Raw genomic sequence first — 23,034 nt, 5'->3', positions numbered from 1 at the left:
CTCACAGCTCCTGCGGCGGGGCGGACAGCACCGGGTGCACCTCGATGGGCATGTTGAGCGGCCGGCCGCCGGGCCCGGGCGCGGTGGAGATGTGCGCGGCGATCTCCACGGCCCGCTCCGGAGTCTCGCAGTCCACGATCCACCAGCCGGCGAGGAACTCCTTGGTCTCGGCGAAGGGCCCCTCGGTGACCACCGGGGCGCCGTTCTCCCCGGCCCGGACGATGCGCGCCTGCTGTGGGCCGCCCAGACCCTCGCCCTGCACCCACTCCCCGTCGGCGACGAGCTTCGCGTTGACCTCACCCATGAACGCGATGTGCGCCCGGATCTCCTCCGGTGACCAGGTGTCGATCGACGGGAAGTCGGTCCCGGCGGAGCTGAACTGCATCAGCAACATGTACTTCACGGTGGGCTCCTCACGCCTGCGCACCTCATTCTCGGTGCTCTCACCCTGAGGTAGAAGCAGCAACCGCCGGTCTCGACATGCTCGACGGAAAATCTTGGAGAAAAGTCAGCCGGCCGCCGTGACCTCCAGCACCAGCGCCTGCTCGGGGTGCAGCGCCGGCAGTTGCACGCCCACCGTGGCCAGCGCCGCGCCGGTCAGCGTCACCCCGGCGGGCAGCCAGCCGGGCGCGGCCCGCTGCACCGTCGCGGGCCCCGGCACGCCCCGCGCCGGCCGCACCGTGTAGCGCCGCCGCGGGTCGAGGCCGGGCAGCCGTACCGCGCCGGGCGTCTCGGCCACCGACGTGGCCAGGCGGCTGACCGTGTACACCGCCCGCGAGCCGTCGTGGGCGACCACGCCGTGGCCCCAGACGGCCGGGTCGGGGTGGTCGAGGCGGACCGTGCGCCCGGTGTGCAGCAGCGGGCGCAGCCGCTTGTGCAGCGCCACCCAGTCGGCCAGCTCGGCGCGCTCGGCGGGGCTGACCGAGGCGATGTCCCACTCGATGCCGTAGTGGCCGAAGAGCGCGGTGGCGGCCCGGAAGCCCAGGTCGTGCACCCGGTTCGTGGTGTGCGAGCGCTCCGGGCCGATGTGGCTGCCGACCAGCTCCGGCGGGAGCAGCAGCCCCGTCCAGCGCTGGATGGCGAGCCGCTCCAGGGCGTCGTTGCAGTCGCTGGCCCACACCCGGTCGGTCCGGGCGAGGATCTCCAGGTCGACCCGCGCCCCGCCGGAGGCGCAGCTCTCGATCTCCACGTCGGGGTGGTCGCGGCGCAGCTCGTCGAGGAGCCGGTAGACCGCCTCGGTCTGCGCGTGCACGCCGGGCCGGCCGAGGTGGCCCGCCTCGGTGAGATCCCGGTTGTGGTCCCACTTCAGGTAACTGATGCCCGGATGCTCGGTCAGCAGGGCGTCCAGCCGGTCCCGCAGGTACGCGTACGCCTCGGGCCGGGCCAGGTCGAGCACCTGCTGGTTGCGCCACGGCGGGGGGAGCCGCCCGGCGGTGGCGAGCACCCAGTCGGGGTGCGCGCGGAACAGGTCCGAGTCCGGGTTGACCATCTCCGGTTCCACCCAGAGGCCGAACCGCAGGCCGAGCTTCGTGACGTGCTCGATCAGTGGGTGCAGGCCGTCGGGCCAGACGCCCTCGTCGACGTACCAGTCACCGAGCCCGGCCGTGTCGGCGCGGCGGCCCCGGAACCAGCCGTCGTCGAGCACGAACCGTTCGACGCCGACCTCGGCGGCCTGGTCGGCGAGCGCGCGCAGCCGGTCCAGGTCGTGGTCGAAGTAGACGGCCTCCCAGACGTTCAGGGTCACCGGCCGGGGTGAGCGGGGGTGCCGCGGCCGGGCCCGCAGGTGCGTGTGCAGGACGTCGCTCAGCCCGTCCAGGCCGGCGTCGGACCAGACGGCGTAGAGCAGGGGAGTGGCGTAGGACTCGCCGGGCCCGAGCACCACCTCGCCCGGGGCGAGCAGTTCGCCGCCGCCGAGGACGGCCGCGCCCGTGGGGCGACGCTCGGCGAAGGTGACGTGGTCACCGCTCCACGCGGTGTGCACCGCCCACACCTCGCCGTGCCCGAAGCCGAACCCGCTCGTGCCGGCGACCAGCAGCAACGTCGCGTCGTGGCCGGTGCGCCCGTGCCGGCCCTCCCGCACCCAGGTGCCCATCGGCCACGGGTGCCGCTGCGGGGACCGCTCCCGGCACCACCGGCCGGTGAGGTCGAGCAGTTCGGTGGCGACCGCCGGCACCGGCAGCACCGGGGTCAGCTCGCGCAGCTCGTACGGGCTGTCCCCGTCGTTGCGGACGCGGTGGCGCAGCAGCAGCAGGCCGGTGGGGTCGAGGGTGAGCTCGACGGTCAGCGAGAGCCCGGCGTCCGGGTCGGTGGCCCGCACCGTCGCCCGCGCCTCCCGACCCGGGACGTCCTCGACGTCGACGCCCTCGAGCCGGAACGCGGTCGACCAGTCCGCGCGGTCGCGGTGCCCGGCCAGCGCCGGCCGCCCGCTCCAGCCGGCGCCGGCCTCGGGCAGCAGGGAGAGCAGGCTGGGGGTGTCGAAGCTGCTCGGCACCACCGGCGGCACGGTCGCGTCGGCGAGCTGGCGCAGCCCGTCGCTGTCGAGGTCGCCGATGTCGCCGCCCCAGTGGACGACCCGGGGCAGGCCCGGGCCGCGCGCGTCGAGCACGAGGCTGGTCCGCGTGCGGCGCAGGTGCAGGAGACTCATCCCTTGCTCGCTCCCAACGTGAGGCCCCGGACGAAGTGACGCTGAAGCAGGAAGAAGATCACCAGCGTCGGGATCGCCACCAGCACACTGCCGGCCGAGACCAGGTTGTTGTCGGTGAAGAACTCGCCGCGCAGGTTGTTCAGCGAGCTGGTGACCGGGAACTTGTCCCCGGTGCGCATAAGCACGGTGGCCCAGAAGAACTCGTTGTAGATCCAGGTGACCTCGAGCGTGGCGAGCGCGGCCAGAGCCGGCCGGCACAGCGGCATCGTCACCTGCCAGTACTGCCGCCAGACGCTCGCCCCGTCCACCATCGCCGCCTCGTACAAATCGCGCGGCAGGGCCTTCATGTAGTTGCTGAGCACGAAGACGCAGAAGCCGCACTGGAACGCGACGTTGATGAGGATGAGCCCCCAGTAGCTGTCGTAGAGCAGCTCCGAGTCGCTCATGAACGGCGGCAGCGGCACCTCGGTGAAGAGCCGGAACAGGGGGATGAGCAGGGCCTGCTGCGGCAGCAGGTTGGCCGCGGTGAAGAGACCGAGCAGCACCAGGTTGATCTTCCAGCTGAACCGGGCGATGACGAAGGCCACGCAGGAGGCGAGGAAGAGGGTCAGCAGCACGGCCGGGACGGTGATGTAGACGGAGTTGAGGAAGTGCTGGCCGAACTCCGCCTGCCGCCACGCGGTCAGGTAGTTGTCGATGGTCCAGCCGCCGAACGAGACGTACCCGTGGCTCGCGGTGTAGTCGTACGACCGGAACGAGGTGAGCACCGCCCAGAGGATCGGGAAGAGCCAGCCGATCGCCACGGCGGCGAGGAAGACGTGCAGCACGACCCGCTGCGGGGTGGGCCGTCGCCGCTGCGGCGACACCTCCTCCGCGGCGCGCGGCCGGGTCACGGTGGCGGTCATCGGTCGTCCCCCCGCATGACGGTGGCCAGGTAGATGGTGATGAAGACCAGCGAGACGACCAGCATGATCGTCGCCAGCGCCGAGCCGAAGCCGATCCGGCTCGCCTCGCCCACCACGTTCTGGGTGACCAGCGCGGAGAGCAGTTCCAGACCGTTGCGCCCCTTGTTGACGACCCAGACCAGGTCGAACGCGCGCAGCGACTCGATCACCGTCACCACGAGCACGATGATGTTGATGGGACGCATCACCGGGAACACCACCCGGAAGAAGCTCTTCGTCTCCGACGCGCCGTCGACGGCCGCGGCCTCGCGCAGCGACGGGTCGACGCCCTTCAGCCCGGCGAGGTAGAGCAGCATGATGTAGCCGACGTGCCGCCAGCCGGAGGCGAGCATGACGGCCCAGATGTTCACGCCGGGGTCGCCGTACCAGTCGACGTCCGTGCCGAGCACCGCGTTGAGCAGGCCCTGGTCGCGGGAGTAGATGAGCTGCCAGACGAAGCCGATGAGCGCCAGCGAGAGCACGACCGGCAGGTAGAGCGCCGTCTGGTAGAACCGGCTGCCGCGCAGCTCCTTGTCGAGCAGCACGGCCAGGAACATGCCGAACGGCGTGGCCACCAGGAAGAGCACCGCGAGCCAGAGCAGGTTGTGCTGCACCGCGGGCACGAACGGTGGATAGATGGTGAACACGTCGCCGTAGTTGCGCCCGCCGACGAACTCGATGTCGCCCAGCGGGCCGATGCCGTCCCAGTCGGTGCCGGAGAGCACCACGGTGGCCAGCGCCGGCAGCCACACCAGGGCGGTGACCAGGAGCAGTGGGACCAGCACCATCAGCGTGATCACCACGCGGTCGGTACGGGACAGGAGCCGCAGCCGGCGGCCGCGACCACCCGTGGTGGTGGTCGCGGCCGGCGGTTCCACGGCGCGATCCGCTTGGATCAGGGGCAGGTCGGACATGATGTCCTCCCCCTCTCGCCGTCAGCTCGTGAAGATCGACTTCTTCTGGTTGTCGATGCTGGTCAGCAGCCCGCCGATGTCCTTCGGGTCCTTGATGAACTGCTGGAGGGCCGGGATGATCACCGTCGAGGCGAAGTCCGGCCGGGTGTCCCGGTCGAGGAACTGGGCGATCTCGGTGGCGGAGCCGACCAGCTCGGCCGCCTTCTTCTGCAGGGCGCTGTAGCCGCTGGTGTCCGCGCCGCTGTTGGCGACCAGGGTGCCGGGGTCGGTCTTCACGGCGATGTTCGCCGCCTCCACGCCGCCGATGTACTCCAGCAGCTTCTTGGCGTTCTCCTCGGACTTCGGCTTGCGCGCCATCATGTAGCCGTCGATCGGGGCGTCCAGCGCCTTGGCGCCGATGGACGGGTCGATCTCGGGGAACGTGAAGAAGTCGATGTCGTCCTGCTCGTCGGCGTTGAACTGCTGGGCGACGAAGAGGCCGAGCAGGTACATGCCGCTCTTCTTCTGCTGCAGCGACTGCGCGGCCTCCTGCCAGGTGCGCCCCAGCGCGTCCGGCTGGTGCAGCGGCAGCAGTCCGGCCCAGGTGTCGAAGACCTTCTTCACCTTGTCGGAGGTCCACGCCTCCTTGCCGGCCATCAGGTCGACGTGGAACTGGTAGCCGTTGATCCGCAGGTTGAGGATGTCGAAGGTGCCCATCGCCGGCCAGCCGTCCTTGTCGGCGAAGGCGATCGGGGTGAGGCCGTCGCTCTTCATCTGGTTGGCGAGGCCGGTGAACTCGTCGAGGTTCTTCGGCACCTGGTAGCCGTGCTGCTGCCAGACGGACTTGCGGTAGAAGACCGCCCACGGGTAGTAGGAGAACGGCACGAAGTACTGCTTGCCGTCGTCGCCGGTGGAGGCCTTCTTGAAGGCGTCGGAGAAGCCGGAGAGCTTGCCCCACACGTCGGACACGTCGCCGGCGAGGCCCCGGGCGGCGAAGAACCGCATGCGGTAGCCGGCGAACCAGGTGAAGGTGTCGTCCGGCTTGCCCTGCAGGTAGTTGTTGATGTTCTCCTGGAACGTGTTGTGGTCGACCGTGTTGATCGCGACCTCGATGCCCGAGGAGGTCTTGAAGGCGCCCGACACCTTGGCGAGCACGTCCTTGGGCGTCGGGTCGGACGCGTTCGAGCCCATCGACACCGTCTTGGATCCGGATCCGCCGGAGTCGGAGCCGCCGCAGCCGGCGAGCAGCCCCGTGCCGAGCAGGGCGCCCGCCCCGGCCGCCCCGCTGAGCAGCGTGCGGCGGTCGAGGCCGGCGACGGAGGGCGGTACGAGTCTGGCCAGGTACTCGGCTTGGGTACGGGGACGGGACATTGTTCCTCCTGCGGATGAAGAGGTGCGCTGCGCCCAAGGGCCGTCAGGGGTGGCGGTAGGTGCTCGTGATCGCACATTGGATCCACCGTGAATCCACATTGGTGAACACGAACTGCCGGTGGCGCCTCAAGCTACCCCTCCCTGCGGCGCTGTCAAGAGGGTGAATACGGGCGGATATCCCAGTCGTGACGGGGCCGTTATGAGGTAAACGTTGGAAAGCATGTGCATGTTGGAAAGTGTTGACTTGATGGATCGATCGGGGCACGCTCTGCTGCCATGCGGCGATGGCAGGGTGACCGGATCTACTTCGGCGGCGACTACAACCCGGAGCAGTGGCCGGAGGAGGTCTGGGCCGAGGACGTCGAGCTGATGCGCCGCGCCGGCGTCAACCTCGTCTCGGTCGGCATCTTCTCGTGGGCCCTGCTCGAGCCCACCCCCGGCCGGTACGACTTCGGCTGGCTGGACCGGGTGCTCGACCTGCTCCACTCCGGAGGGATCGACGTCGACCTGGCCACCGCCACCGCGAGCCCGCCGCCGTGGCTGGCCCGGGCGCACCCGGAGACGCTGCCCCGCCGTGCCGACGGCACGATCCTCTGGCCGGGCGGCCGGCAGGCGTACTGCCCCAGCTCACCGGTGTTCCGGGAGCGTTCGCTCGCGCTCGTGGAGGCGATCGCCGGCCGGTACGCCGCGCACCCGGCCGTGGTCATGTGGCACGTCTCCAACGAGCTGGGCTGCCACAACGTGCACTGCTACTGCGACGTCAGCGCCGAGGCGTTCCGGGGCTGGCTGCGCGAGCGGTACGGCGACCTGGACCGGCTCAACGCCGCCTGGGGCACCGCGTTCTGGAGCCAGCGGTACGGCGACTGGGCCGAGATCAACCCGCCGCGGACGGCGCCCACGTTCGCGAACCCCACGCAGCAGCTGGACTTCCTGCGGTTCTCCTCCGACGAGCAGCGCGCCCAGCTGCGCGCCGAGCGGGAGGTGCTGCGCCGCCTGGTCCGCCAGCCCGTGACCACGAACTTCATGATCGGCACCGGGGTGAAGTACCTCGACTACCACTCCTGGGCCGACGACGTGGACCTCGTCGCCAACGACCACTACCTGACCGCCGCCGACCCGCGGGCGCACGTCGGGCTGGCGCTCGCCGCCGACCACACCCGCGGCGTCGCCGGAGGCGACCCGTGGCTGCTCATGGAGCACTCCACGAGCGCGGTCAACTGGCAGCCGCGCAACGTCGCCAAGACGCCGGGCCAGCTGCGCCGCAACAGCCTGGCGCACGTCGCCCGGGGCGCCGACGGGGTGCTGTTCTTCCAGTGGCGCGCGTCCCGTGCCGGCGCCGAGAAGTTCCACTCCGCGCTGGTGCCGCACGCCGGGCCGGAGACGAAGGTGTTCCGCGAGGTGTGCCGGCTCGGCGCCGACCTGGGCGCGCTCGCTGAGGTGCGGGGCAGCCGGGTGGAGGCCGAGGTGGCCATCCTCTTCGACTACGAGGCGTGGTGGGGCGTCGAGCTGGACTCGCACCCGAGCGTCGACGTCACCTACCTCGACCGCCTGGCCGCGGTGCACGACGCGCTGTGGCGGGCGGGGATCACCGCCGACATCGTGCACCCGTCGGCGGATCTCGACCGCTACCGCCTGGTGGTGGCGCCCACGCTCTACCTGGTCCGCGACGGCGACGCCGCCGCGCTGCGCCGGTTCGTGGAGGCGGGCGGCTCCGCCCTGGTGACCTACTTCAGCGGCATCGTCGACGAGCACGACCACATCCGCCTGGGCGGCTACCCGGGCGCGTTCCGGGAGCTGCTCGGCGTCCGCACCGAGGAGTTCTTCCCGCTGCGCGCGGGGGAGCGCGTCCACCTCGACGACGGGTCGACCGCCGACGTGTGGACCGAGTGGCTGCACCCGGAGGGCGCCGAGGTGCTCGCCTCGTACGCCGACGGGCCGCTGCCCGGCGTGGCGGCGGTGACCCGCCACGCGGTCGGCGCGGGCGCGGCCTGGTATCTCGGCACCCGGCTGGACCAGCCGGCCACCGACCGGCTGGTCGCCGGGCTGGTCGCCGAGTCGGGGGTACGGCCCGCGGCCGCGGCCCCGCCCGGCGTCGAGGTGGTGCGCCGCGGCGACGGCGAGCGGAGCTGGCTGTTCGTGATCAACCACACCGACGACCCGGCGCGGCTGCCCGTCCGCGGTGTGGAGCTGCTGACCGGCGACCGGTGCGAGGGCGAGCTGGCGGTGCCGGCCGGCGAGGTCGCGGTGGTCCGGGAGGACCGGGCCGCCACGACGGCCTGAGCCAGGGTGACGAGGGCCGAAGGAGGTACGACCGGATGCTCGCCCAGCAGCGGCAGAGCGCCATCCTCGAGCTGATCCGGCAGCACGGCGGTGTCCGGGTGAGCCAGCTCGTGAGCCGGTTCGGCGTGTCGGACATGACGATCCGGCGGGACCTGGAGGTGCTGGCCGAGCGCGGCCTGGTCGACAAGGTGCACGGCGGCGCGACGCTTGCCGGTCCGGGCTCCGCCGACGAGCCGGGCTTCGCCGCGAAGTCGATCCGCCAGCAGGCGGAGAAGCGGGCCATCGCCGAGCGGGCGGCCCTGCTCGTGGAGCCCGGCATGGCCATCGCGCTCTCCGCCGGGACGACCACGGCGGCCCTGGCGCGGCTGCTCTCCGAGGTGCGCGGCCTCACCGTGGTGACCAACTCGATCCCCGTGGCCGACGCGCTCTACCAGGAGCCGCGCGCCGACCAGACGGTCGTGCTGACGGGTGGGATCCGCACGCCGTCGGACGCGCTGACCGGCCCGGTCGCGGAGGCGGCGATCAGCTCCCTCAACGTGGACCTGCTCTTCCTCGGGGTGCACGGGATGAGCCCGCGCACCGGCTTCACCACCCCGAACCTGCTGGAGGCCGGGGTGAACCGGTGCCTCATCGGCTCGGCCCGCCGCCTGGTGGTGCTCGCCGACCACACCAAGTGGGAGACGATCGGCATCGCCACCATCGCGCCGCTGGAAGCCGCCGACATCCTCGTCACCGACGCCGGGCTGCCGGCCGACGCCCGCAGCGTGATCGGCGACCAGGTCGGTGAGCTGGTCGTCGTGCACGCGGGGTAGACGCGCCGTCGCGCTTCACAGGGACCTCACAGGGCCGGCCGATAGGGTGCGGTCGAGCAGAGTCCGGCTCCACGGTGGAGCCCTTCGGCGTTCGCACGGGAGTTCCGATGGTCTTCAAGAAGATGATGAGCGCGTTCGGTGTGGGCGGGCCCAGCGTCGACACGGTGCTGGCCAACCCCAACACGCGCCCCGGCCTGTCCCTCGAGGGTCAGGTCAACCTCCTCGGCGGCGAGGCGCCGGCCAACATCGAGCAGGTCGTGCTCAGCCTGGTGACCCGGGTCGAGATCGAGGGCCACGACACCGAGTACGCGGGCATCATGGAGTTCCACCGCATGTCGGTCAGCGGCCCGCTCCAGCTCGCCCCGAAGCAGCAGCTCTCCATCCCGTTCCAGCTGCCGGTGCCGTGGGAGACGCCGATCACCGACGTCTACGGTCAGCGGCTGCACGGCATGACGATGGGTCTGCGCACCGAGCTGGCGATCGCCCGGGCGGTGGACAAGAGCGACCTGGACCACGTGGCGGTGCATCCCCTGCCCGTGCACGAGCGGATCCTGGACGCGTTCCAGCGGCTCGGCTTCCGGTTCAAGGGCGCCGACCTCGAGCGGGGCCAGATCTACGGCGTGCAGCAGACGCTGCCGTTCTACCAGGAAATCGAGTTCTTCGCCGCGCCCCAGTACGCGCAGACGGTCCGGGAGGTCGAGCTGACCTTCGTGACCAACCAGTACGGCATCGACGTGGTGCTGGAGTGCGACAAGCGCGGCGGGTTCCTCAGCTCCGGGCACGACAGCTACGGCCGCTACCAGGTCTCGCACGCCGACGCCGACCGGCTCGACTGGACCCAGGTGGTCGACGGCTGGCTGCGCGAGACGACCTCGCGCTACGGCAGCATGCACGCCGGTGGCTTCGGTCACGGCGGCCACCACGGCCACGGCCACGGCCGGGGGGCGGGCATGGGCGGCATGCTCGCGGGCGCCGCGCTCGGCGTGGCGGGTGGCATGATCGCCGGCGAGATGATCGAGGACGCCTTCGAGGGCGACCTCGGTGAGGACCTGGGCTTCGACGAGTAGGTCCACGCCCGCCGGGTGTGGGACGGCGCGGCGGTGGACGCGGCGTTCCGCTGCCCCGACGGAGGTCGTGGGGCGAGGGCGACGGCAGGTGGATGCAGGAACGGGTCACCCGCACAGGCCGACGGATCCCGTGCCGGACACGACGTCGAGCACGGGGTGGGCCCGCGGGTGATCCGTTCCCGCATCGTCCGGTCAGATGCTCTTGACCTGGCCGCCGTCGAGGATGAACTCGGCGCCGGTGGTGTTGGCGGAGCGGGTGGAGGCGAGGAACAGGACGAGGTCGGCGACCTCGCGGGCCTCGGTGATCCGGCCGGTGCTGATCGCCATGCTGCTCGGCACCACCTCGTCGAGTGCCTGCTGGGCGGTGACTCCCGCGCCGGCGGCGACCGCGTGGGCGAAACCGTCGGGCGCGGTCCAGAACGGAGTCCGCACCGGACCGGGCGAGACGGCGTTGACCCGCACGCCGCGCGGCGCGAACTCCTCCGACAGGGTCTTGGTCAGGTTGGTCACCGCCGCCTTGGCCGCGGAGTAGTCGACCACCATCGGGAACGGCACCCGCGCGTTGATGCTGCTGATGTTGACGATCGCGCCGCCGTTGCCGAGCAGGGCGGGCAGGGCGGCCCGGGTGGTGCGTACGGCGCTCAGGAACGTCACGTCGAAGATCCGCGCCCACTCGGCGTCGTCGACGTCGAGGAATCCTGACCGGACGCTGCCGGCGCCGACGTTGTTGACCAGCACGTCCAGGCGCCCGTACGTCGACAGCGCGGTGTCGACGAGCCGCTGCGGGGTGCCCGCGTCGGTGATGTCCGCCAGCACCACGGTGGCCCCACGCGCGGCGAGTGCCTCCAGCTCGGGTGTGTTCGTGCGGCTGCTCGCCACGGCGTGCGCCCCCTCGTCGAGCAACGCCGACACGGTCGCCAGGCCGATGCCCTTGCTCGCCCCGGTGACGATGGCGACCTTGCCCTGAAGTTCGAGATCCACTTCAACTCCCAGTTATTGACTGATCGGTTCCTAATTCGGGTAGCAAAAACTCAGTCGAGCGCGCCCAGGGCGACCTCCACGGCGTTGCCGAGGAACTCGCGATCCGCCCGGGCCTTGCCCATGACCCGTAGACCCTGCAGAAACGTGGTCAGGAACTGGGCCAGCTCCCGCGGCTCCTTCTCCGCCGCGATCTCCCCGCGGACCCGGGCCCGCTCCAGCGCTCCCGCCAGGGCCGACTCGACCTGACCCATCGTGCGGGACACCTGCCGCACCGTCTCCGGGTGGGCCGAGCGCTCGGTGGCGGCGTTGACCAGCAGGCATCCCCGCTCCGGATCGGCCAGGTCGGCCTCGACCAGCTCGAGGAGCACCGCCCGGATCGCCGGGCGCACCAGTTCCGCCCGGTCCAGCACCTCGACGAGCCCTCCCGCGTGGCGCTGGCAGTAACGGCGCAGCGCCAGCGCGTAGAGCTGCTCCTTGGATCCGAACGCCTTGTAGAGGCTGCCCCGGGCGATCCCGAGACCCTCCACGAGGTCCTCGGTCGAGGTCGCCTCGAACCCCTGACGCCAGAACAACTCCATCGCACGGTCAACCGCCGCGTCGATGTCGAATGTCCTCGGCCTACCCATGGGACAACCGTAGAGGATAAGGAACCGATCGGTCCACAACTGTGGGAGCAGTCACTCGAACTCTGGGCGAGCCGGCGGGGTCACATCCAGGTCAGCGGATGAGGGCGCGGGTGAGGAGGTGCTGCAGGACCTCCCGCTCCTCGGGGCCCAGCGGGGCCAGGGGGGAGTCCTCGGCGAGCAACGTGAGCAGGCGTTGGCGCAGTTCGGTGCCCTCGGGAGTCAGGACGAGCTGCTTGGCCCGGCGGTCGTCGGGGTGCGGATGGCGTTCGAGGTAGCCCTGCTCTTCGAGGCGGTCGGCGACGAAGGTGACGTTGGAGGGCTCGCAGCTCATCCGGTCGGCGAGTTCACGCAGGGTCATGGGGCCGGTCAGCTCGCGCAGCGCGGTGCCCTGTGAGGCGGTGAGGCCGAGGGTGGCCGCTCGGACCCGAAGGTGGGCCTCGATGTGACTCGCCAAGCCGTTGACCAGCCCGCACAGCTGGCGGTCGGCTTGGGCTCGGGTCTCGCTCTCGGTGGCCACGGTACGAGTTTACTAGAACTTAGATAGTTGCAACTTGAGCTGTTCTAGTTGTAACTTTCGGTCCGCCCAGCCGCCCCCGCGGCACCTCTTCGAGCACGAGGTAAGGACCATATGGCCACGGCGCCCGATTTCGATCGCGCACGACTGACCATCGCATCGCCCGTTCGGTCGCTCTCCCTGGGCGACCTGACGATCACCCACGTCCCGGACGGCCTGGCCCGGCTCAAGCCGGGCGGCTGGCTCCCCGCCGCCACCGACGCCGACTGGGCGGCCCACCCCGATCACCTCGACGACGGCGGCTTCCTGGCCGCGAGCATTGGTGGGCTGCTGGTCGAGCAGGGCGACCGGGCGCTGCTCATCGACACCGGCTTCGGACCCGAGTCCTACCCCGACGACCCGAGCAACCCCCTGGTCGGAGGTATCCACGGCGGCGAGCTGCTCGCCAACCTGCGGCGGCTGGGCCGCGAGCCGGCCCGGATCGAGGCCGTGGCCATCACTCACCTGCACACCGACCACCTGGGCTGGGCGTGGAGCCGGGTGCCCGGCACCGACGCGCAACCGTTCGGGCACGCCACCCACTTCGTCGCCGCACCCGAGTGGGAGCGGCGCGACCTGGCCGCCCGGGGCGGGGCGACCGAGGACCGTCTGGCCACCTTCGCGGCCCGCGTCCGCGCGGTCGAGGACGGCGAGGAGATCTTCCCCGGCGTGCGGGTCTCGTTCGCCGCCGGCCACACCGTCGGCCACACCACGTACACCATCACCGGCGGCGGCCGGCGGCTCATCGCGTTCGGCGACGCGTTGCACGCGCCGGTCCAGGTCAGCCACCCCGAGTGGTCCTGCGGCATCGACCACGACCCCGTCGAATCCGCCGAGCACCGTCGTCGCCTCGTCCGCGAGCTGAACCGCCCCGACACCATCGGCTACGGCTGCCACTTCGCCGACGTGGTGTTCGGGCGGGCCGAGCGCCGCCCCGACGGGCGGTTCACCTGGGTCCCCGTCGCCTGACGGTCCGCCACCGCAAACACGTCGTACGCAGCTCACCAGAGGAACGGAGAACACGTGAAGCACATCAAGCTGGGGGATCTTGACGTCTCCCGGATCGGTCTGGGCCTGGTGTCGATGTCCTACGCCTACACCGGAGCCGGCACGGACGACGCCGAGTCGATCCGCACCATCCATCGGGCCCTGGAGCTGGGTGTCACGCACCTGGACACCGCCGAGTTCTACGGTCCCTACGTCAACGAGGAGCTCCTCGGCAAGGCGCTCAAGGGCCGTCGCGAGCAGGCCGTGGTGGCGACGAAGTTCGGCATGATCTCGCACGGCCGCGGCGGGGCAGCCCAACTCGACAGCAGCCCGGCCAACATCCGGACCGCCGTCGACGGCTCGCTGAAGCGGCTGGGCACCGACCACATCGACCTGTACTACCAGCACCGAGTCGACCCGAACACGCCCATCGAGGACACCGTCGGGACGCTGGCCGAACTGGTCACCGAGGGCAAGATCCGCCACATCGGCCTCTCCGAGGCCGGACCGGAGACGATCCGCCGCGCCCACGCCGTGCATCCCGTCACCGCGGTCCAGTCGGAGTACTCCCTGTGGACACGGCACCCGGAGGCGCAGGTGCTGCCCCTGCTGCGTGAGCTGCACATCGGCTTCGTGCCCTACTCGCCCCTGGGCCGCGGCTTCCTCACCGGGCAGATCCGCTCGACCAGCGGCTTCGACGACACCGACCTGCGCAAGAACAACCCGCGCTTCACGGGCGAGAACCTCCAGCGCAACCTGCGTATCGCCGACGAGGTGCAGGCCGTCGCGGCCGAGGCGGGGGTCACACCCGCGCAGGTCGCACTGGCCTGGCTGCTGAGCCGCGGCGACGACATCGCGCCCATCCCCGGCACCAAGCGCGTCGCGCGCGTCGAGGAGAACACCGCCGCCGACGCCGTCGAGCTGACCGCGGACCAGTTGGAGAGGCTCGACAACCTTCCTCCCGCCGTCGGCGACACCCACGACGAGGCCGGCCTGCGCATGCTGGAGCGGTGACCCCGGCCCCGATCACCGCGTTGCGTACAGCACCTACCTAGATGGAAGCGGATTACTGTCGTGTCAACTGACCTTCGCTGCGCCGTGCTGGACGACTACCAGGGAGTGGCACTCGCCCTGGCGGACTGGTCCCGCGTCCGGGCGACCAGCTTTCGCGAGCACTTCACCAGCACCGACGAGCTCGTGGCGGCCCTCCACGACTACGAGATCGTGGTCGCCATGAGGGAGCGCACCCCGTTCCCGGCCGAGGTGTTCGACCGCCTGCCCCACCTGCGGCTACTCGTCACCACCGGCATGAGCAACGCCGCCATCGACCTGGCGGCGGCGCGGGCGCACCACGTCACGGTGAGCGGCACGGGCGGCGGCTGGACCTCGACCGTCGAGCTCACGTGGGCGCTGATCCTCGGCCTGGCCCGCCATCTGGTGCCCGAGGCGAACGCGCTGCGCAGCGGCGCTCCGTGGCAGCACACCCTCGGCACCGACCTGCACGGGCGCACCCTCGGGCTGCTCGGCCTGGGCAGGATCGGATCACAGGTGGCGGCCGTCGGACGGGCGCTGGGCATGGAGGTGCTGGCCTGGAGCCGGAACCTCACGCGGGAGCGGGCCGAGGCGGCCGGCGCGCGGCTGGCCCCCGACCTGGACGCCCTGCTCGCCGGCTCCGACGTCGTCTCCATCCACCTCGTCCTCGGCGACCGCACGCGCGGGCTCGTCGGGGCGCGGGAACTCGCGCTGATGAAGCCCACCGCCTACCTGGTCAACACCTCGCGGGCGGCGATCGTCGACCAGTCCGCCCTGACGTCCGCGTTGCGCGCCGGGCGGATCGCGGGCGCCGGGCTGGACGTCTTCGACGAGGAGCCGCTACCCGCCGGCCATGAGTTCCGTACGCTGCCGAACGTGCTGGCCACGCCGCATCTTGGCTACGTCACCGAGCAGAACTACGGGACGTTCTTCCGTGACGCCGTGGACGACATCGGCGCTTTCCTCGACGGCAACCCGATCCGGACGCTGACCTGACTCACGCGGCGTCGGTCCCGGCGTGTGGACGGCGGCCTTCCAACCGCCGTCGGCACGCGAGATGGCGGCCCCGGAACGATGTTCCGAGGCCGCCATCGGCACGAGCGTCACCGCCGGCCCGTACGCCGTTCGCTCAGCGAACGCTTCGGCGATCCGGCCTTCGAGAGGCCACGGCTCACCAGGTAGCCGGCCGTCAGAGCGGCGATGATCCACCACGACTGAACCGGGTTGTTGATGTTCAGCCCGTTGGTGGCGGAGCCACTCCAGAACGCGGCGATGACCACACCGGCGACGGCCACGGCGTAGATCCAGAACTCGGTGGTCAGGAACGCCTGCTTGGTCTCGGTGCCCGTCTGCTGCGGCATCTGCTCCCGGTGCCCGTCGCTCACCATCGGCATCGGACGGGTCGGCGTCTCCTGCATCGCCTGCCGGTTCTGGATGTCCGCGTTCGGCCGGTTCATGGGCCTGGTGGATGCAGCTTGCGTGCTCATCTTGTCCTCCTCAGGATGCGATGAGTCGTGCGCTCCCTCGCCCCGCTACCGCGTTCCGGCCACGGCACGGTTTCGTGATTCGTGGCGGGGACGCCCACCGACTACCCGAGGCCCGGGGAGAGGTAACACCCGGCCACGGCCGGAAATCCGGGCCCGGACGCCGCCGCCGGTGGCGCCCGCCGGGCCGCGGGCACCACCGGCGGGGTACGTCAGCGCAGGCCGTTGCGGATGGCGACGCTGACCAGCAGCTCCGGGTTGTCGGTGATGATGCCGTCCACCCCGAGGTCGATGACCCGCTGCATCACGGACGGGTCGTCGACGGTGTAGGGGACCACCTTCAGCCCGTACCGGCTCTGGAGGGTCCGCACGTCCGGTCCGTGGAAGTACGCGGGGTTCTCCCGCAGGTACCAGTCGGCCGAGGCGACCGTGCCCTGCGCCGGGTCGTGCACCTGCCAGTTCGCCGACACCGTGCCGGCGCGCGCGGCCCGGGTCAGCTTGCCCAGGTCCCGGTACTTCCACCAGTCCAGGCCGCCGGTCCAGGGGCTCTTCACCTTCGGGTCGCCGTAGACGGCCTGCAGCGAGCACTCGTCGGCGAGGCCGGCGCACTCGGCGGGGCCGTACTGCCAGACCAGCGCTACCGTCTCGATCCGCTTGTTCAGCTCACGGGCGTACCTGATGGTGCGCCAGTCGAACGACTGGATGGTGGCGCGGTCGGTGAAGCCGGCCCGCTCGACGGCGGTGACCAGCTTGCGGGTGAAGCTGCGGTACGGCTCGGTGTCGTCCACCAGCGGGCTGATCTTGGTCTCGATGTTCATCCGGACGTCGCGCCGGCCGCTCTGCTTCACCAGCGCGAAGACCTCGTCGAGAGTGGGGATCCGCGCGCCCGGGGCGGGCACCTGCTCGGGCAGCTCGGGCAGGGTTTTGGTGCCGCAGTCGATCGTCTTGATCTGCGCGAGGGTCAGCTCGTGCACCGGCTTGCCGACGTAGGGGAACCGCGGGTCGCCCGGGCGGGCCGGGGCGGTGTCGACGCAGTGCGAGCCGTTGACGGTGCGGTCGTGCGACACGACGAGCACACCGTCACGGGTCACGCCGGTGTCCAGCTCCAGGGTGGAGATCGCCTTGTTGGACAGTGCGTTCGCGAACGCGGGCAGGGTGTTCTCCGGCCGGGTCGCCCGGCCGCCGCGGTGCGCCTGGACGTCGAACGGCGAGGCGTACGCCTTCGGCAGCCGGTAGCCGCGCTGCGCGAGCAGGCCGCGCAGCCGGTCCGGGTAGTCGGTGATGATGCCGTCCACACCGTCGTCGACGAGCTTGGCCATGGTCGGAACGTCGTCCACCGTCCACGGGATCACCTTGATGCCGTAGCGGTGCGCGTGCGCCACCATCTCGCGGGTGACGTACGGCCGGTAGCCGGGCTCGCCGACCGTGCCGTTCTGCGGGAAGCCGTGCACCGGGGAGAACGCGCTGGCGCCGAAGGTGCGGATCGCCTTGATCGGGTCGCCGCCGAAGTCGTCGATGTCCAGCCCGCCCAGCCACGGCGAGGCGCCCGGCTGGCCGGTCTGGAGGAAGTCGTAGTTGGTCAGCGCGACCAGCGGCAGGCGGGGCTCCACCTGGCGCATCCGCTTCAGCGCACCCCAGTCGAAGCTCTGGATCGTCACCTGCTTCAGCAGCCCGGCGCGGCGGATCTCGGCCGCCGTGACCTGCACGAACTGCTCCCGCGGGGCGGTCTCGGTCGGCGCGCCGGCCTCCACCTTGGTCTCGACGTTGAGCTTCACGTCGTCGGCACGGTAGCGCTTGACCAGATCGAAGACCTCACGCAGCAGCGGCATCCGGGCGCCCGGCACGGCCAGCTGCCCGGGCTTGTCCGCCAGCGTCTTCGAGCCGCAGTCGAGAGTGCGCACCTGGGCCAGGGTGAGCGTGTTGACGTACTTGCCGACGTACGGGAACTCCGGGTCGCCGGCGGTCACCGGGGCGGTGTCGACGCACTTCGCGCCGCTGACCTTCCGGTCGTGGGTCACCACGGCCTGCCCGTCCTGGGTGATCTGCACGTCGAGTTCGAGCGTGCTCACCCCGAGCTGGAGGGCGTTGCCGAACGAGGCGAGGGTGTTCTCCACCCGCAGCCCGAGCCCACCGCGATGGGCCTGAAGGTCGAATGTCCGGTCGGGTCGCGGCTTCGCCCCGGCGGGCGCCGCGAGCCCGGTCGTCACGGTTGCCGCCGCGAGGGCCGCGACCGCGATACGGCGTACTGTGCGCACGCTGTCACTCCTCCTCCGGCGGGCCTCTCCCGCCGGTCCGCCGGTCAGCATGGGCAGCGGGAACGGCGCTCAGGCGGCCTGCGGGAGACGTCCGGGTGAACCGGCGCGGACGGTGTCCCGTCCGGCCGGGGGTGTTTGGCCGGGCCGGGGGCGGGCACGCAGAGAGACCGACGTTTCTGCGAGGTGGTGCGACGTGCGTGAGGACGACATGCGACAGGACGCCGCCCGGCGGGCCGAGGACCGGATCGCCGGCGGGATCTACGGCGAGGGCGCCGTGGACGAGGTGACGGTGCCCCAGACCGACGTGCAGCGGGTGATCCAGGACGTCGACCCGGACGACCCGGCGCACGCGCGGACCGACGCGAACGTGCTCCGCGACGGTGGCCCGGTCGCGGGTCAGGGGGCGGTCACGACGACGGGCGGCACGGCCGGCCCGGCGAGCGTGCGGCGGGTGGCCCGCCAGCCGGAGCGGCACCCGGGCAAGGTGGCCCCGACCACGACGGGGGACGCCACCACCGGTGGCATGAGCACCCCGTCCGGCGGCAGCACGAGCGACCAGTCCACGATCAGCTCCGGCCCCGCGAAGTCCATCCAGGACTAGCGCGCCGTGTGTGCCGGGCCGGCCGGGACCACCGGCCGGCCCGGCCCGTTCGCGTCCGACGTCGGTACCGCGACACGCCGGCCGGGCGCCGAGGGGACGCCGGTCTCCTCGGTCAGGCCGGGGTGGACGGGCGCAGGACGCCGAGGCGTTGAGTGGCGCGGGTCAGGGCGACGTAGAGGTCGCTGCGGCCGCGCGGCGACTCCGTCACGATCCGGTCCGGGTCGACCACCAGCACCGAGTCGAACTCGAGCCCCTTGGCCTGGGCCACGGTGAGCAGCACGACCCGGCTCTCCAGCTCCGGGTGGTCACCGACGGCCGCCTCCGGCAGCGCGGCGGTGAGCGCCGCGCCGAGTTCGTCCACCCGGCCGGCGGGCACGATCACGCCGAGGCGGCCCTCGTCGAGGCCGGCCGCCTCCCGGGCCGCGGCGTCGACCAGCTCCGCCGCCAGCCGGTCCGCGGCGACCGTACGGTCCCACGGTGGTACTCCGCTCTCGCGTACCGAGCGGGGCGGGCGCAGATCCGGGTCGATCTCGGTGAGCAGCCCGGCGGCGACCGCCATGATCTCGGCCGGGGTGCGGTAGCTGACGGTCAGCTCGGTGAGCCGCCACCGGTCCGCGACGTACGGCTCCAGCGCCTCCCGCCAGGACGGGGTGCCGGTCAGCGCGCCGGTCTGCGCGACGTCGCCCACGATCGTCATCGAGCGGCTCGGGCAGCGCCGCATGAGCAGCCGCCACGCCATCGGCGACAGCTCCTGCGCCTCGTCCACGATGACGTGCCCGAAGGCCCACCTGCGGTCGGCCGCCGCCCGCTGCGCGGTGGTCAGCCGGTCCGCCTCCTCCTGCCGTTCCAGCAGCCGCTCGGCGTCGATCAGGTCGGCGACGCCGAGCACCTCACCGCCGTCGGCCTCGTCCTCCACGTCGATGCTGCGCGAGCCCCGGGCGATCTCCAGCACGCCCTCGGCGTACTCGCGCTGGAAGGAGCGGATCCGCTCCCGGCGCGCCGCGGCCTCGCGGTCGTCCTCGCCGAGCAGTTCGGCGGCCTCGTCCAGCAGCGGCACGTCGGCCGGGGTCCAGCCGCCCGGCTCACGGTGCAGCAGGGTCCGCTCGTCGGCGCTGAGCATCGGCGCGGCGGTGGCGATCCGGTCGGGGTCGGCGTACAGGTCGGCGAGGAGCGCCTGCGGGGTGAGCACCGGCCAGAGTTCGTCCAGCGCGGCGCGGACCCCGGGCTCCTCCCGCAGCTCCCGCCGGATCTCGGCCCGGTCGGCCTCGTCGAGCAGGTTCTCCCCGCCGAGCGGGTCGGCGCCGATCCGCTCGGCCACCTGGTCGGCGAGGGCGTGGATCACCTCGATGTCGAAGAGCGCCCGGGCCAGGTTGTGCGGCCGGCCGGAGCGCCGGGCCCGGTCGCGGGCCGCCCGCACGGTGTCCGGGTGGAGGGTCAGCACCTCCCGTTCCACCTCGACCTCCATGGGCTCGTCCGGCACCCGCTGCCGGTCCCGGACGGCGGCGGTCAGCACGTCGACCATCACGGCCCGGCCCTTGAGCGCGGCGGCCTGCGCCGACTCGACGCGGCGGGCCCGCACGCCGGGGAAGAGGTCGGCCTGGGTGCGCAGCAGGACGCCGGTCTCGGCCAGGGCCGGGAGCACGTGGGAGATGTAGCGCAGGAAGGTGGCGTTCGGACCGACCAGCAGCACGCCGCGGGTGGAGAGCTCGCGCCGGTGCGTGTAGAGCAGGTACGCCGCCCGGTGCAGGGCCACCGCGGTCTTGCCGGTGCCCGGGCCGCCCTGGACCACCAGGACGCCGGACAGGTCGGAACGGATGATCTTGTCCTGCTCGACCTGGATGGTCTCGACGATGTCCCGCATCCGGCCGGTGCGCCCCGCGTTGAGCGCGGCGAGCAGCGACGCCTCACCGGTCAGCTCCTCGTGCCCGGTGGGCGAGGCGGAGGTGATGTCCAGCACCTCGTCGTTGAGGCCGGTCACCTTCCGCTGCCGCGTCCGCAGGTGCCGCCGGCGGCGTACGCCCTGCGGGTTGGCGGCGGTGGCGAGGTAGAACGGGCGGGCGGCCGGGGCGCGCCAGTCGATCAACAGCGGGTCGTAGTCGCCACTGGTGTCGAAGATGCCGATACGACCGATGTAACGGCGGGAGTCGTCATCGCCGTCGAGGCGCCCGAAGCAGAGCCCGTTCTCCACCGCGGAGAACTGCTCGACCTGTTCGGCGTACATCTGCACGGAGCTGTCGCGCTGGGAGCGGGCCTGCTGGGTGCCGCCCGTCGTCCGCAGCTCGTCGGTGAGCCGGCGGGCGGCCTGCTCACGCATCTCGTCGAGGCGGTGGTAGAGCATGGACAGGTAATCCTGCTCACGGCCGATCTCGTCATCGAGCGGCAATTCGCCGGTTGCGCCGGAGTGCCTTGACAAGCCGTCTCCCTATGACTTAGAATTCATTGCAAGAACGGCACTTTCGCCGTTCTTTTTTTGTGCCTGAACACTGAAAGATAGCCCTGCGGCGCCTGCCCGGCCAAATGAACAGGCCGGCCGGGGTGAACCCGGCCGGCCGGTCACACCACGGCGCCGCCGGCGATGTGCCGGCGGCGCCGTCGAACCTCGATCACCCGTGAGCGGGCGTCCCGGGTCAGCCCCGGGCCACCTCGTAGAGCCGCTCCGGCGTCACCGCGCCCGCGAGCACCCGGCCGTCGTCGGTGAGCAGCACGCTGAACAGCTTGCCGGTGAGCAGCCGGCCGCTGCCCCAGTCGCCGCTGACCGCCGGCAACGACCCGAGCACGCCGGCGAACTCCTCGCCGGCCGGGCTCTCGGCCCCGGCGGTGCCCTTCGTGCCGGCCGCGCCGATCCGGGCCTCCAGCACCGTGGTCCAGCCAGCGCCGACCGTACGCACCCGCGGGTGCGCCGCCGACGGCTCCCGCGCCGGGCGCTCGGCCCGGGGCGCCGACTCCTCCTTGACGGTCACGCCGGGCGGCGGGTTGAAGGTGAACTGGTCGGCGGCGGGGCGGCGGAAGTCGACCTGTGTGAACGCGACCTCGAACGCCGGCTGGTCGCTGCCGGTGGCGAAGACCTCGAACCGCAGCGGCAGGTGCTCGCGCGCGTCGATGGCGATCCGCAGCTGGTGCACCAGCGAGGTCTTGTCGCGCGGCTCCAGGACCAGCTCGTACGCCTCGCGGCCGGCCACGGTGGCGGCCCGGCCGACGCTGACCTCGGTGGTCGGGTCGATGGCGGCGAGCGCCTGGTCGGCGGCCTCCTGGGGCGTGGCCGGCAGCTCCGGCACCTCGTCGCGGGCGCCGGGCTTCCCGGCCGCGTCGCCCAGGGTGCGGTGGGTCGCGGTGTTGCTGCGGCTGTCCCAGGTCCACACGTCCCGGCCGTTGCGGATCAGGTCGCGCTCGCCCAGGGTGTCGAGCAGCGCCACCCGCTGCTTGTCCGGCCCGGAGTGCCAGACCCGCAGGGTGTGGGTGCCGGCGACCAGGGAGGTCAGCTCGTCGTCGGGCAGGAGGCCGGCGATCGGCGGCAGACCGAGGTCGGCCCGCTGCACGACCGTGCCGGAGAGGCCCTCCAGCCGGGCGGTCTGCAGGTCGACGAGGAGTTGGGCGGCCGTGCGGGGCGGCAGGGCCGGCTCGGCCTCGGCGGCGAACGTGCCGACGGCGGCCCCACCGCCGATCACGGCGACCGCGGCGGCTGCCGGGACCACCCAGCGCAGGACGGGACGGCTCTTCAGGACGGACATGTGTGGCACCTCCTGGGAACATCCTGCCCGGTCGACGCTGTGAGGGCGCTGAGGACGACGGTATCGGTGTGCGGTCGGGTGGCACCCTTGACCCGTGCGGCTGCTGGTGGTGGAGGACGAGGCGCGGCTCGCGGCCTCGTTGCAGCGCGGGCTCCAGGCGGAGGGCTTCGCGGTGGACGTGGCGTCGACCGGCCCGGCCGGGCTGGACGCGGCCCGGGGCGGCGGCTACGACGCGATGATCCTGGACGTCATGCTGCCCGGGTTCTCCGGTTACGAGCTGGTCCGCCGGCTGCGCGCCGAGGAGCACTGGCTGCCGGTGCTCATGCTCTCGGCCAAGGACGGCGAGTACGACCAGGCCGACGGTCTGGACTGCGGCGCCGACGACTACCTCACCAAGCCCTTCTCGTACGTGGTGCTGCTCGCGCGGTTGCGGGCGTTGCTGCGCCGGGGCGCGCCCGAGCGCCCGACCGTGCTGGCGGTGGGTGACCTGCGTCTCGACCCAGCGCGACGGCGGGTGACCCGGGCCGACGTCGAGGTGGCCCTGACCGTCCGCGAGTTCGCCCTGCTCGACTACCTGATGCGCCGCCCCGGCGAGGTGGTCTCCAAGACCGAGCTGCTGGACCACGTCTGGGACGCGAGCGTCGAGACGGCGCCCAACGCCGTCGAGGTGTACGTCGGATACCTGCGTCGCAAGATCGGCCGCGAGCGCCTGGAGACGGTCCGCGGCGCCGGCTACCGGCTCGCCACGTGAGCCCGCTGCCCCGCCCGTGGCCGCG

The 23,034-nt window shown here is 71.9% G+C and carries 20 protein-coding genes; 8 read left to right on the top strand and 12 right to left on the bottom strand.

Going from position 1 to position 23,034, the window contains the following annotated elements; genetic code table 11:
* Position 1: 1 nt before the first annotated feature.
* The 5 genes from SM573_RS01025 to SM573_RS01005 all read right to left on the bottom strand — a co-directional run bounded on the left by SM573_RS01025 (position 2) and on the right by SM573_RS01005 (position 5,852).
* Complete coding sequence (locus SM573_RS01025) at positions 2-394, bottom strand: YciI family protein (protein ID WP_474612473.1); 393 nt, start codon at positions 392-394, stop codon at positions 2-4.
* 114 nt (positions 395-508) lie between these two features.
* On the bottom strand, positions 509-2,644 hold the full coding sequence (locus SM573_RS01020) for an alpha-galactosidase (RefSeq protein WP_474612251.1): 2,136 nt from the start codon (positions 2,642-2,644) through the stop codon (positions 509-511).
* The gene (locus SM573_RS01015) at positions 2,641-3,549 is read right to left on the bottom strand and encodes a carbohydrate ABC transporter permease (RefSeq protein ID WP_474612250.1); all 909 of its coding nucleotides are present in this window, start codon (positions 3,547-3,549) and stop codon (positions 2,641-2,643) included. Before SM573_RS01015 ends, SM573_RS01020 begins: the two co-directional genes overlap by 4 nt.
* The gene (locus tag SM573_RS01010; protein WP_474615206.1) at positions 3,546-4,502 is read right to left on the bottom strand and encodes a carbohydrate ABC transporter permease; all 957 of its coding nucleotides are present in this window, start codon (positions 4,500-4,502) and stop codon (positions 3,546-3,548) included. The genes SM573_RS01015 and SM573_RS01010 overlap by 4 nt, the downstream gene beginning before the upstream one ends.
* Positions 4,503-4,523: 21 nt before the next feature.
* Positions 4,524-5,852: an ABC transporter substrate-binding protein gene (locus tag SM573_RS01005; protein ID WP_474615205.1), complete on the bottom strand. Its 1,329-nt coding sequence runs from the start codon at positions 5,850-5,852 to the stop codon at positions 4,524-4,526.
* Positions 5,853-6,128: 276 nt separating this feature from the next.
* On the opposite strand from SM573_RS01005, the gene SM573_RS01000 reads away from it, so the two are divergent.
* From SM573_RS01000 to SM573_RS00990, 3 genes are all read left to right on the top strand, one after another.
* Positions 6,129-8,132, top strand: coding sequence for a beta-galactosidase (locus tag SM573_RS01000; protein WP_474615204.1), 2,004 nt, complete (start codon positions 6,129-6,131; stop codon positions 8,130-8,132).
* A gap of 35 nt (positions 8,133-8,167) precedes the next feature.
* On the top strand, positions 8,168-8,944 hold the full coding sequence (locus SM573_RS00995; RefSeq protein ID WP_474612246.1) for a DeoR/GlpR family DNA-binding transcription regulator: 777 nt from the start codon (positions 8,168-8,170) through the stop codon (positions 8,942-8,944).
* Between the two features lie 107 nt (positions 8,945-9,051).
* Positions 9,052-10,011, top strand: a complete 960-nt coding sequence (locus SM573_RS00990; RefSeq protein WP_474612245.1) for a sporulation protein — start codon at positions 9,052-9,054, stop codon at positions 10,009-10,011.
* 192 nt (positions 10,012-10,203) lie between these two features.
* Here the strand turns inward: SM573_RS00990 and SM573_RS00985 are convergent, their stop codons facing one another.
* The 3 genes from SM573_RS00985 to SM573_RS00975 all read right to left on the bottom strand — a co-directional run bounded on the left by SM573_RS00985 (position 10,204) and on the right by SM573_RS00975 (position 12,135).
* On the bottom strand, positions 10,204-10,992 hold the full coding sequence (locus SM573_RS00985; protein ID WP_474612244.1) for an SDR family NAD(P)-dependent oxidoreductase: 789 nt from the start codon (positions 10,990-10,992) through the stop codon (positions 10,204-10,206).
* Positions 10,993-11,042: 50 nt separating this feature from the next.
* Positions 11,043-11,618, bottom strand: a complete 576-nt coding sequence (locus SM573_RS00980) for a TetR/AcrR family transcriptional regulator (protein WP_474612243.1) — start codon at positions 11,616-11,618, stop codon at positions 11,043-11,045.
* 91 nt (positions 11,619-11,709) lie between these two features.
* A complete protein-coding gene (locus tag SM573_RS00975; RefSeq protein WP_474612242.1) occupies positions 11,710-12,135 on the bottom strand; it encodes a MarR family winged helix-turn-helix transcriptional regulator in 426 nt (141 codons plus the stop codon).
* A gap of 111 nt (positions 12,136-12,246) precedes the next feature.
* Between SM573_RS00975 and SM573_RS00970 the strand changes: the two genes are divergently transcribed.
* From SM573_RS00970 to SM573_RS00960, 3 genes are read left to right on the top strand one after another with little or no spacing between them, the layout of a single operon-like run.
* Complete coding sequence (locus tag SM573_RS00970; protein ID WP_474615203.1) at positions 12,247-13,140, top strand: MBL fold metallo-hydrolase; 894 nt, start codon at positions 12,247-12,249, stop codon at positions 13,138-13,140.
* A 54-nt stretch (positions 13,141-13,194) separates the two neighbouring features.
* On the top strand, positions 13,195-14,172 hold the full coding sequence (locus SM573_RS00965; RefSeq protein ID WP_474615202.1) for an aldo/keto reductase: 978 nt from the start codon (positions 13,195-13,197) through the stop codon (positions 14,170-14,172).
* Between the two features lie 60 nt (positions 14,173-14,232).
* A complete protein-coding gene (locus tag SM573_RS00960; protein WP_474615201.1) occupies positions 14,233-15,186 on the top strand; it encodes a D-2-hydroxyacid dehydrogenase family protein in 954 nt (317 codons plus the stop codon).
* A 107-nt stretch (positions 15,187-15,293) separates the two neighbouring features.
* Here the strand turns inward: SM573_RS00960 and SM573_RS00955 are convergent, their stop codons facing one another.
* Together SM573_RS00955 and SM573_RS00950 are read right to left on the bottom strand one after the other, a co-directional pair.
* Complete coding sequence (locus SM573_RS00955; protein WP_474615200.1) at positions 15,294-15,677, bottom strand: hypothetical protein; 384 nt, start codon at positions 15,675-15,677, stop codon at positions 15,294-15,296.
* A gap of 209 nt (positions 15,678-15,886) precedes the next feature.
* The gene (locus SM573_RS00950) at positions 15,887-17,929 is read right to left on the bottom strand and encodes a glycerophosphodiester phosphodiesterase family protein (RefSeq protein ID WP_474615199.1); all 2,043 of its coding nucleotides are present in this window, start codon (positions 17,927-17,929) and stop codon (positions 15,887-15,889) included.
* 193 nt (positions 17,930-18,122) lie between these two features.
* Here SM573_RS00950 and SM573_RS00945 point away from each other — a divergent pair, with 193 nt between their 5' ends.
* Positions 18,123-18,530, top strand: coding sequence for a hypothetical protein (locus tag SM573_RS00945; RefSeq protein ID WP_474612236.1), 408 nt, complete (start codon positions 18,123-18,125; stop codon positions 18,528-18,530).
* Between the two features lie 112 nt (positions 18,531-18,642).
* Here SM573_RS00945 and SM573_RS00940 read toward each other — a convergent pair whose 3' ends face one another.
* Both SM573_RS00940 and SM573_RS00935 read right to left on the bottom strand, forming a co-directional pair.
* Positions 18,643-20,868, bottom strand: a complete 2,226-nt coding sequence (locus tag SM573_RS00940; RefSeq protein ID WP_474615712.1) for a HelD family protein — start codon at positions 20,866-20,868, stop codon at positions 18,643-18,645.
* 289 nt (positions 20,869-21,157) lie between these two features.
* Positions 21,158-22,258 carry a LolA family protein gene (locus tag SM573_RS00935; protein WP_474615198.1) on the bottom strand — a complete coding sequence of 367 codons (1,101 nt, stop codon included), beginning with the start codon at positions 22,256-22,258 and terminating at the stop codon, positions 21,158-21,160.
* Between the two features lie 94 nt (positions 22,259-22,352).
* Between SM573_RS00935 and SM573_RS00930 the strand changes: the two genes are divergently transcribed.
* On the top strand, positions 22,353-23,009 hold the full coding sequence (locus tag SM573_RS00930) for a response regulator transcription factor (RefSeq protein ID WP_474612233.1): 657 nt from the start codon (positions 22,353-22,355) through the stop codon (positions 23,007-23,009).
* Positions 23,010-23,034 lie beyond the last annotated feature (25 nt).

This window comes from Micromonospora xinjiangensis (assembly GCF_056150165.1).
This window is presented reverse-complemented; position numbering and strand designations above follow the sequence as displayed.

Coding starts and splice junctions, on each gene's coding strand:
- SM573_RS01025 (WP_474612473.1), bottom strand. CDS start 394: ATGTTGCTGATGCAGTTCAGCTCCGCCGGGACCGACTTCCCGTCGATC.
- SM573_RS01020 (WP_474612251.1), bottom strand. CDS start 2,644: ATGAGTCTCCTGCACCTGCGCCGCACGCGGACCAGCCTCGTGCTCGAC.
- SM573_RS01015 (WP_474612250.1), bottom strand. CDS start 3,549: ATGACCGCCACCGTGACCCGGCCGCGCGCCGCGGAGGAGGTGTCGCCG.
- SM573_RS01010 (WP_474615206.1), bottom strand. CDS start 4,502: ATGTCCGACCTGCCCCTGATCCAAGCGGATCGCGCCGTGGAACCGCCG.
- SM573_RS01005 (WP_474615205.1), bottom strand. CDS start 5,852: ATGTCCCGTCCCCGTACCCAAGCCGAGTACCTGGCCAGACTCGTACCG.
- SM573_RS01000 (WP_474615204.1), top strand. CDS start 6,129: ATGCGGCGATGGCAGGGTGACCGGATCTACTTCGGCGGCGACTACAAC.
- SM573_RS00995 (WP_474612246.1), top strand. CDS start 8,168: ATGCTCGCCCAGCAGCGGCAGAGCGCCATCCTCGAGCTGATCCGGCAG.
- SM573_RS00990 (WP_474612245.1), top strand. CDS start 9,052: ATGGTCTTCAAGAAGATGATGAGCGCGTTCGGTGTGGGCGGGCCCAGC.
- SM573_RS00980 (WP_474612243.1), bottom strand. CDS start 11,618: ATGGGTAGGCCGAGGACATTCGACATCGACGCGGCGGTTGACCGTGCG.
- SM573_RS00970 (WP_474615203.1), top strand. CDS start 12,247: ATGGCCACGGCGCCCGATTTCGATCGCGCACGACTGACCATCGCATCG.
- SM573_RS00955 (WP_474615200.1), bottom strand. CDS start 15,677: ATGAGCACGCAAGCTGCATCCACCAGGCCCATGAACCGGCCGAACGCG.
- SM573_RS00940 (WP_474615712.1), bottom strand. CDS start 20,868: ATGCTCTACCACCGCCTCGACGAGATGCGTGAGCAGGCCGCCCGCCGG.
- SM573_RS00935 (WP_474615198.1), bottom strand. CDS start 22,258: ATGTCCGTCCTGAAGAGCCGTCCCGTCCTGCGCTGGGTGGTCCCGGCA.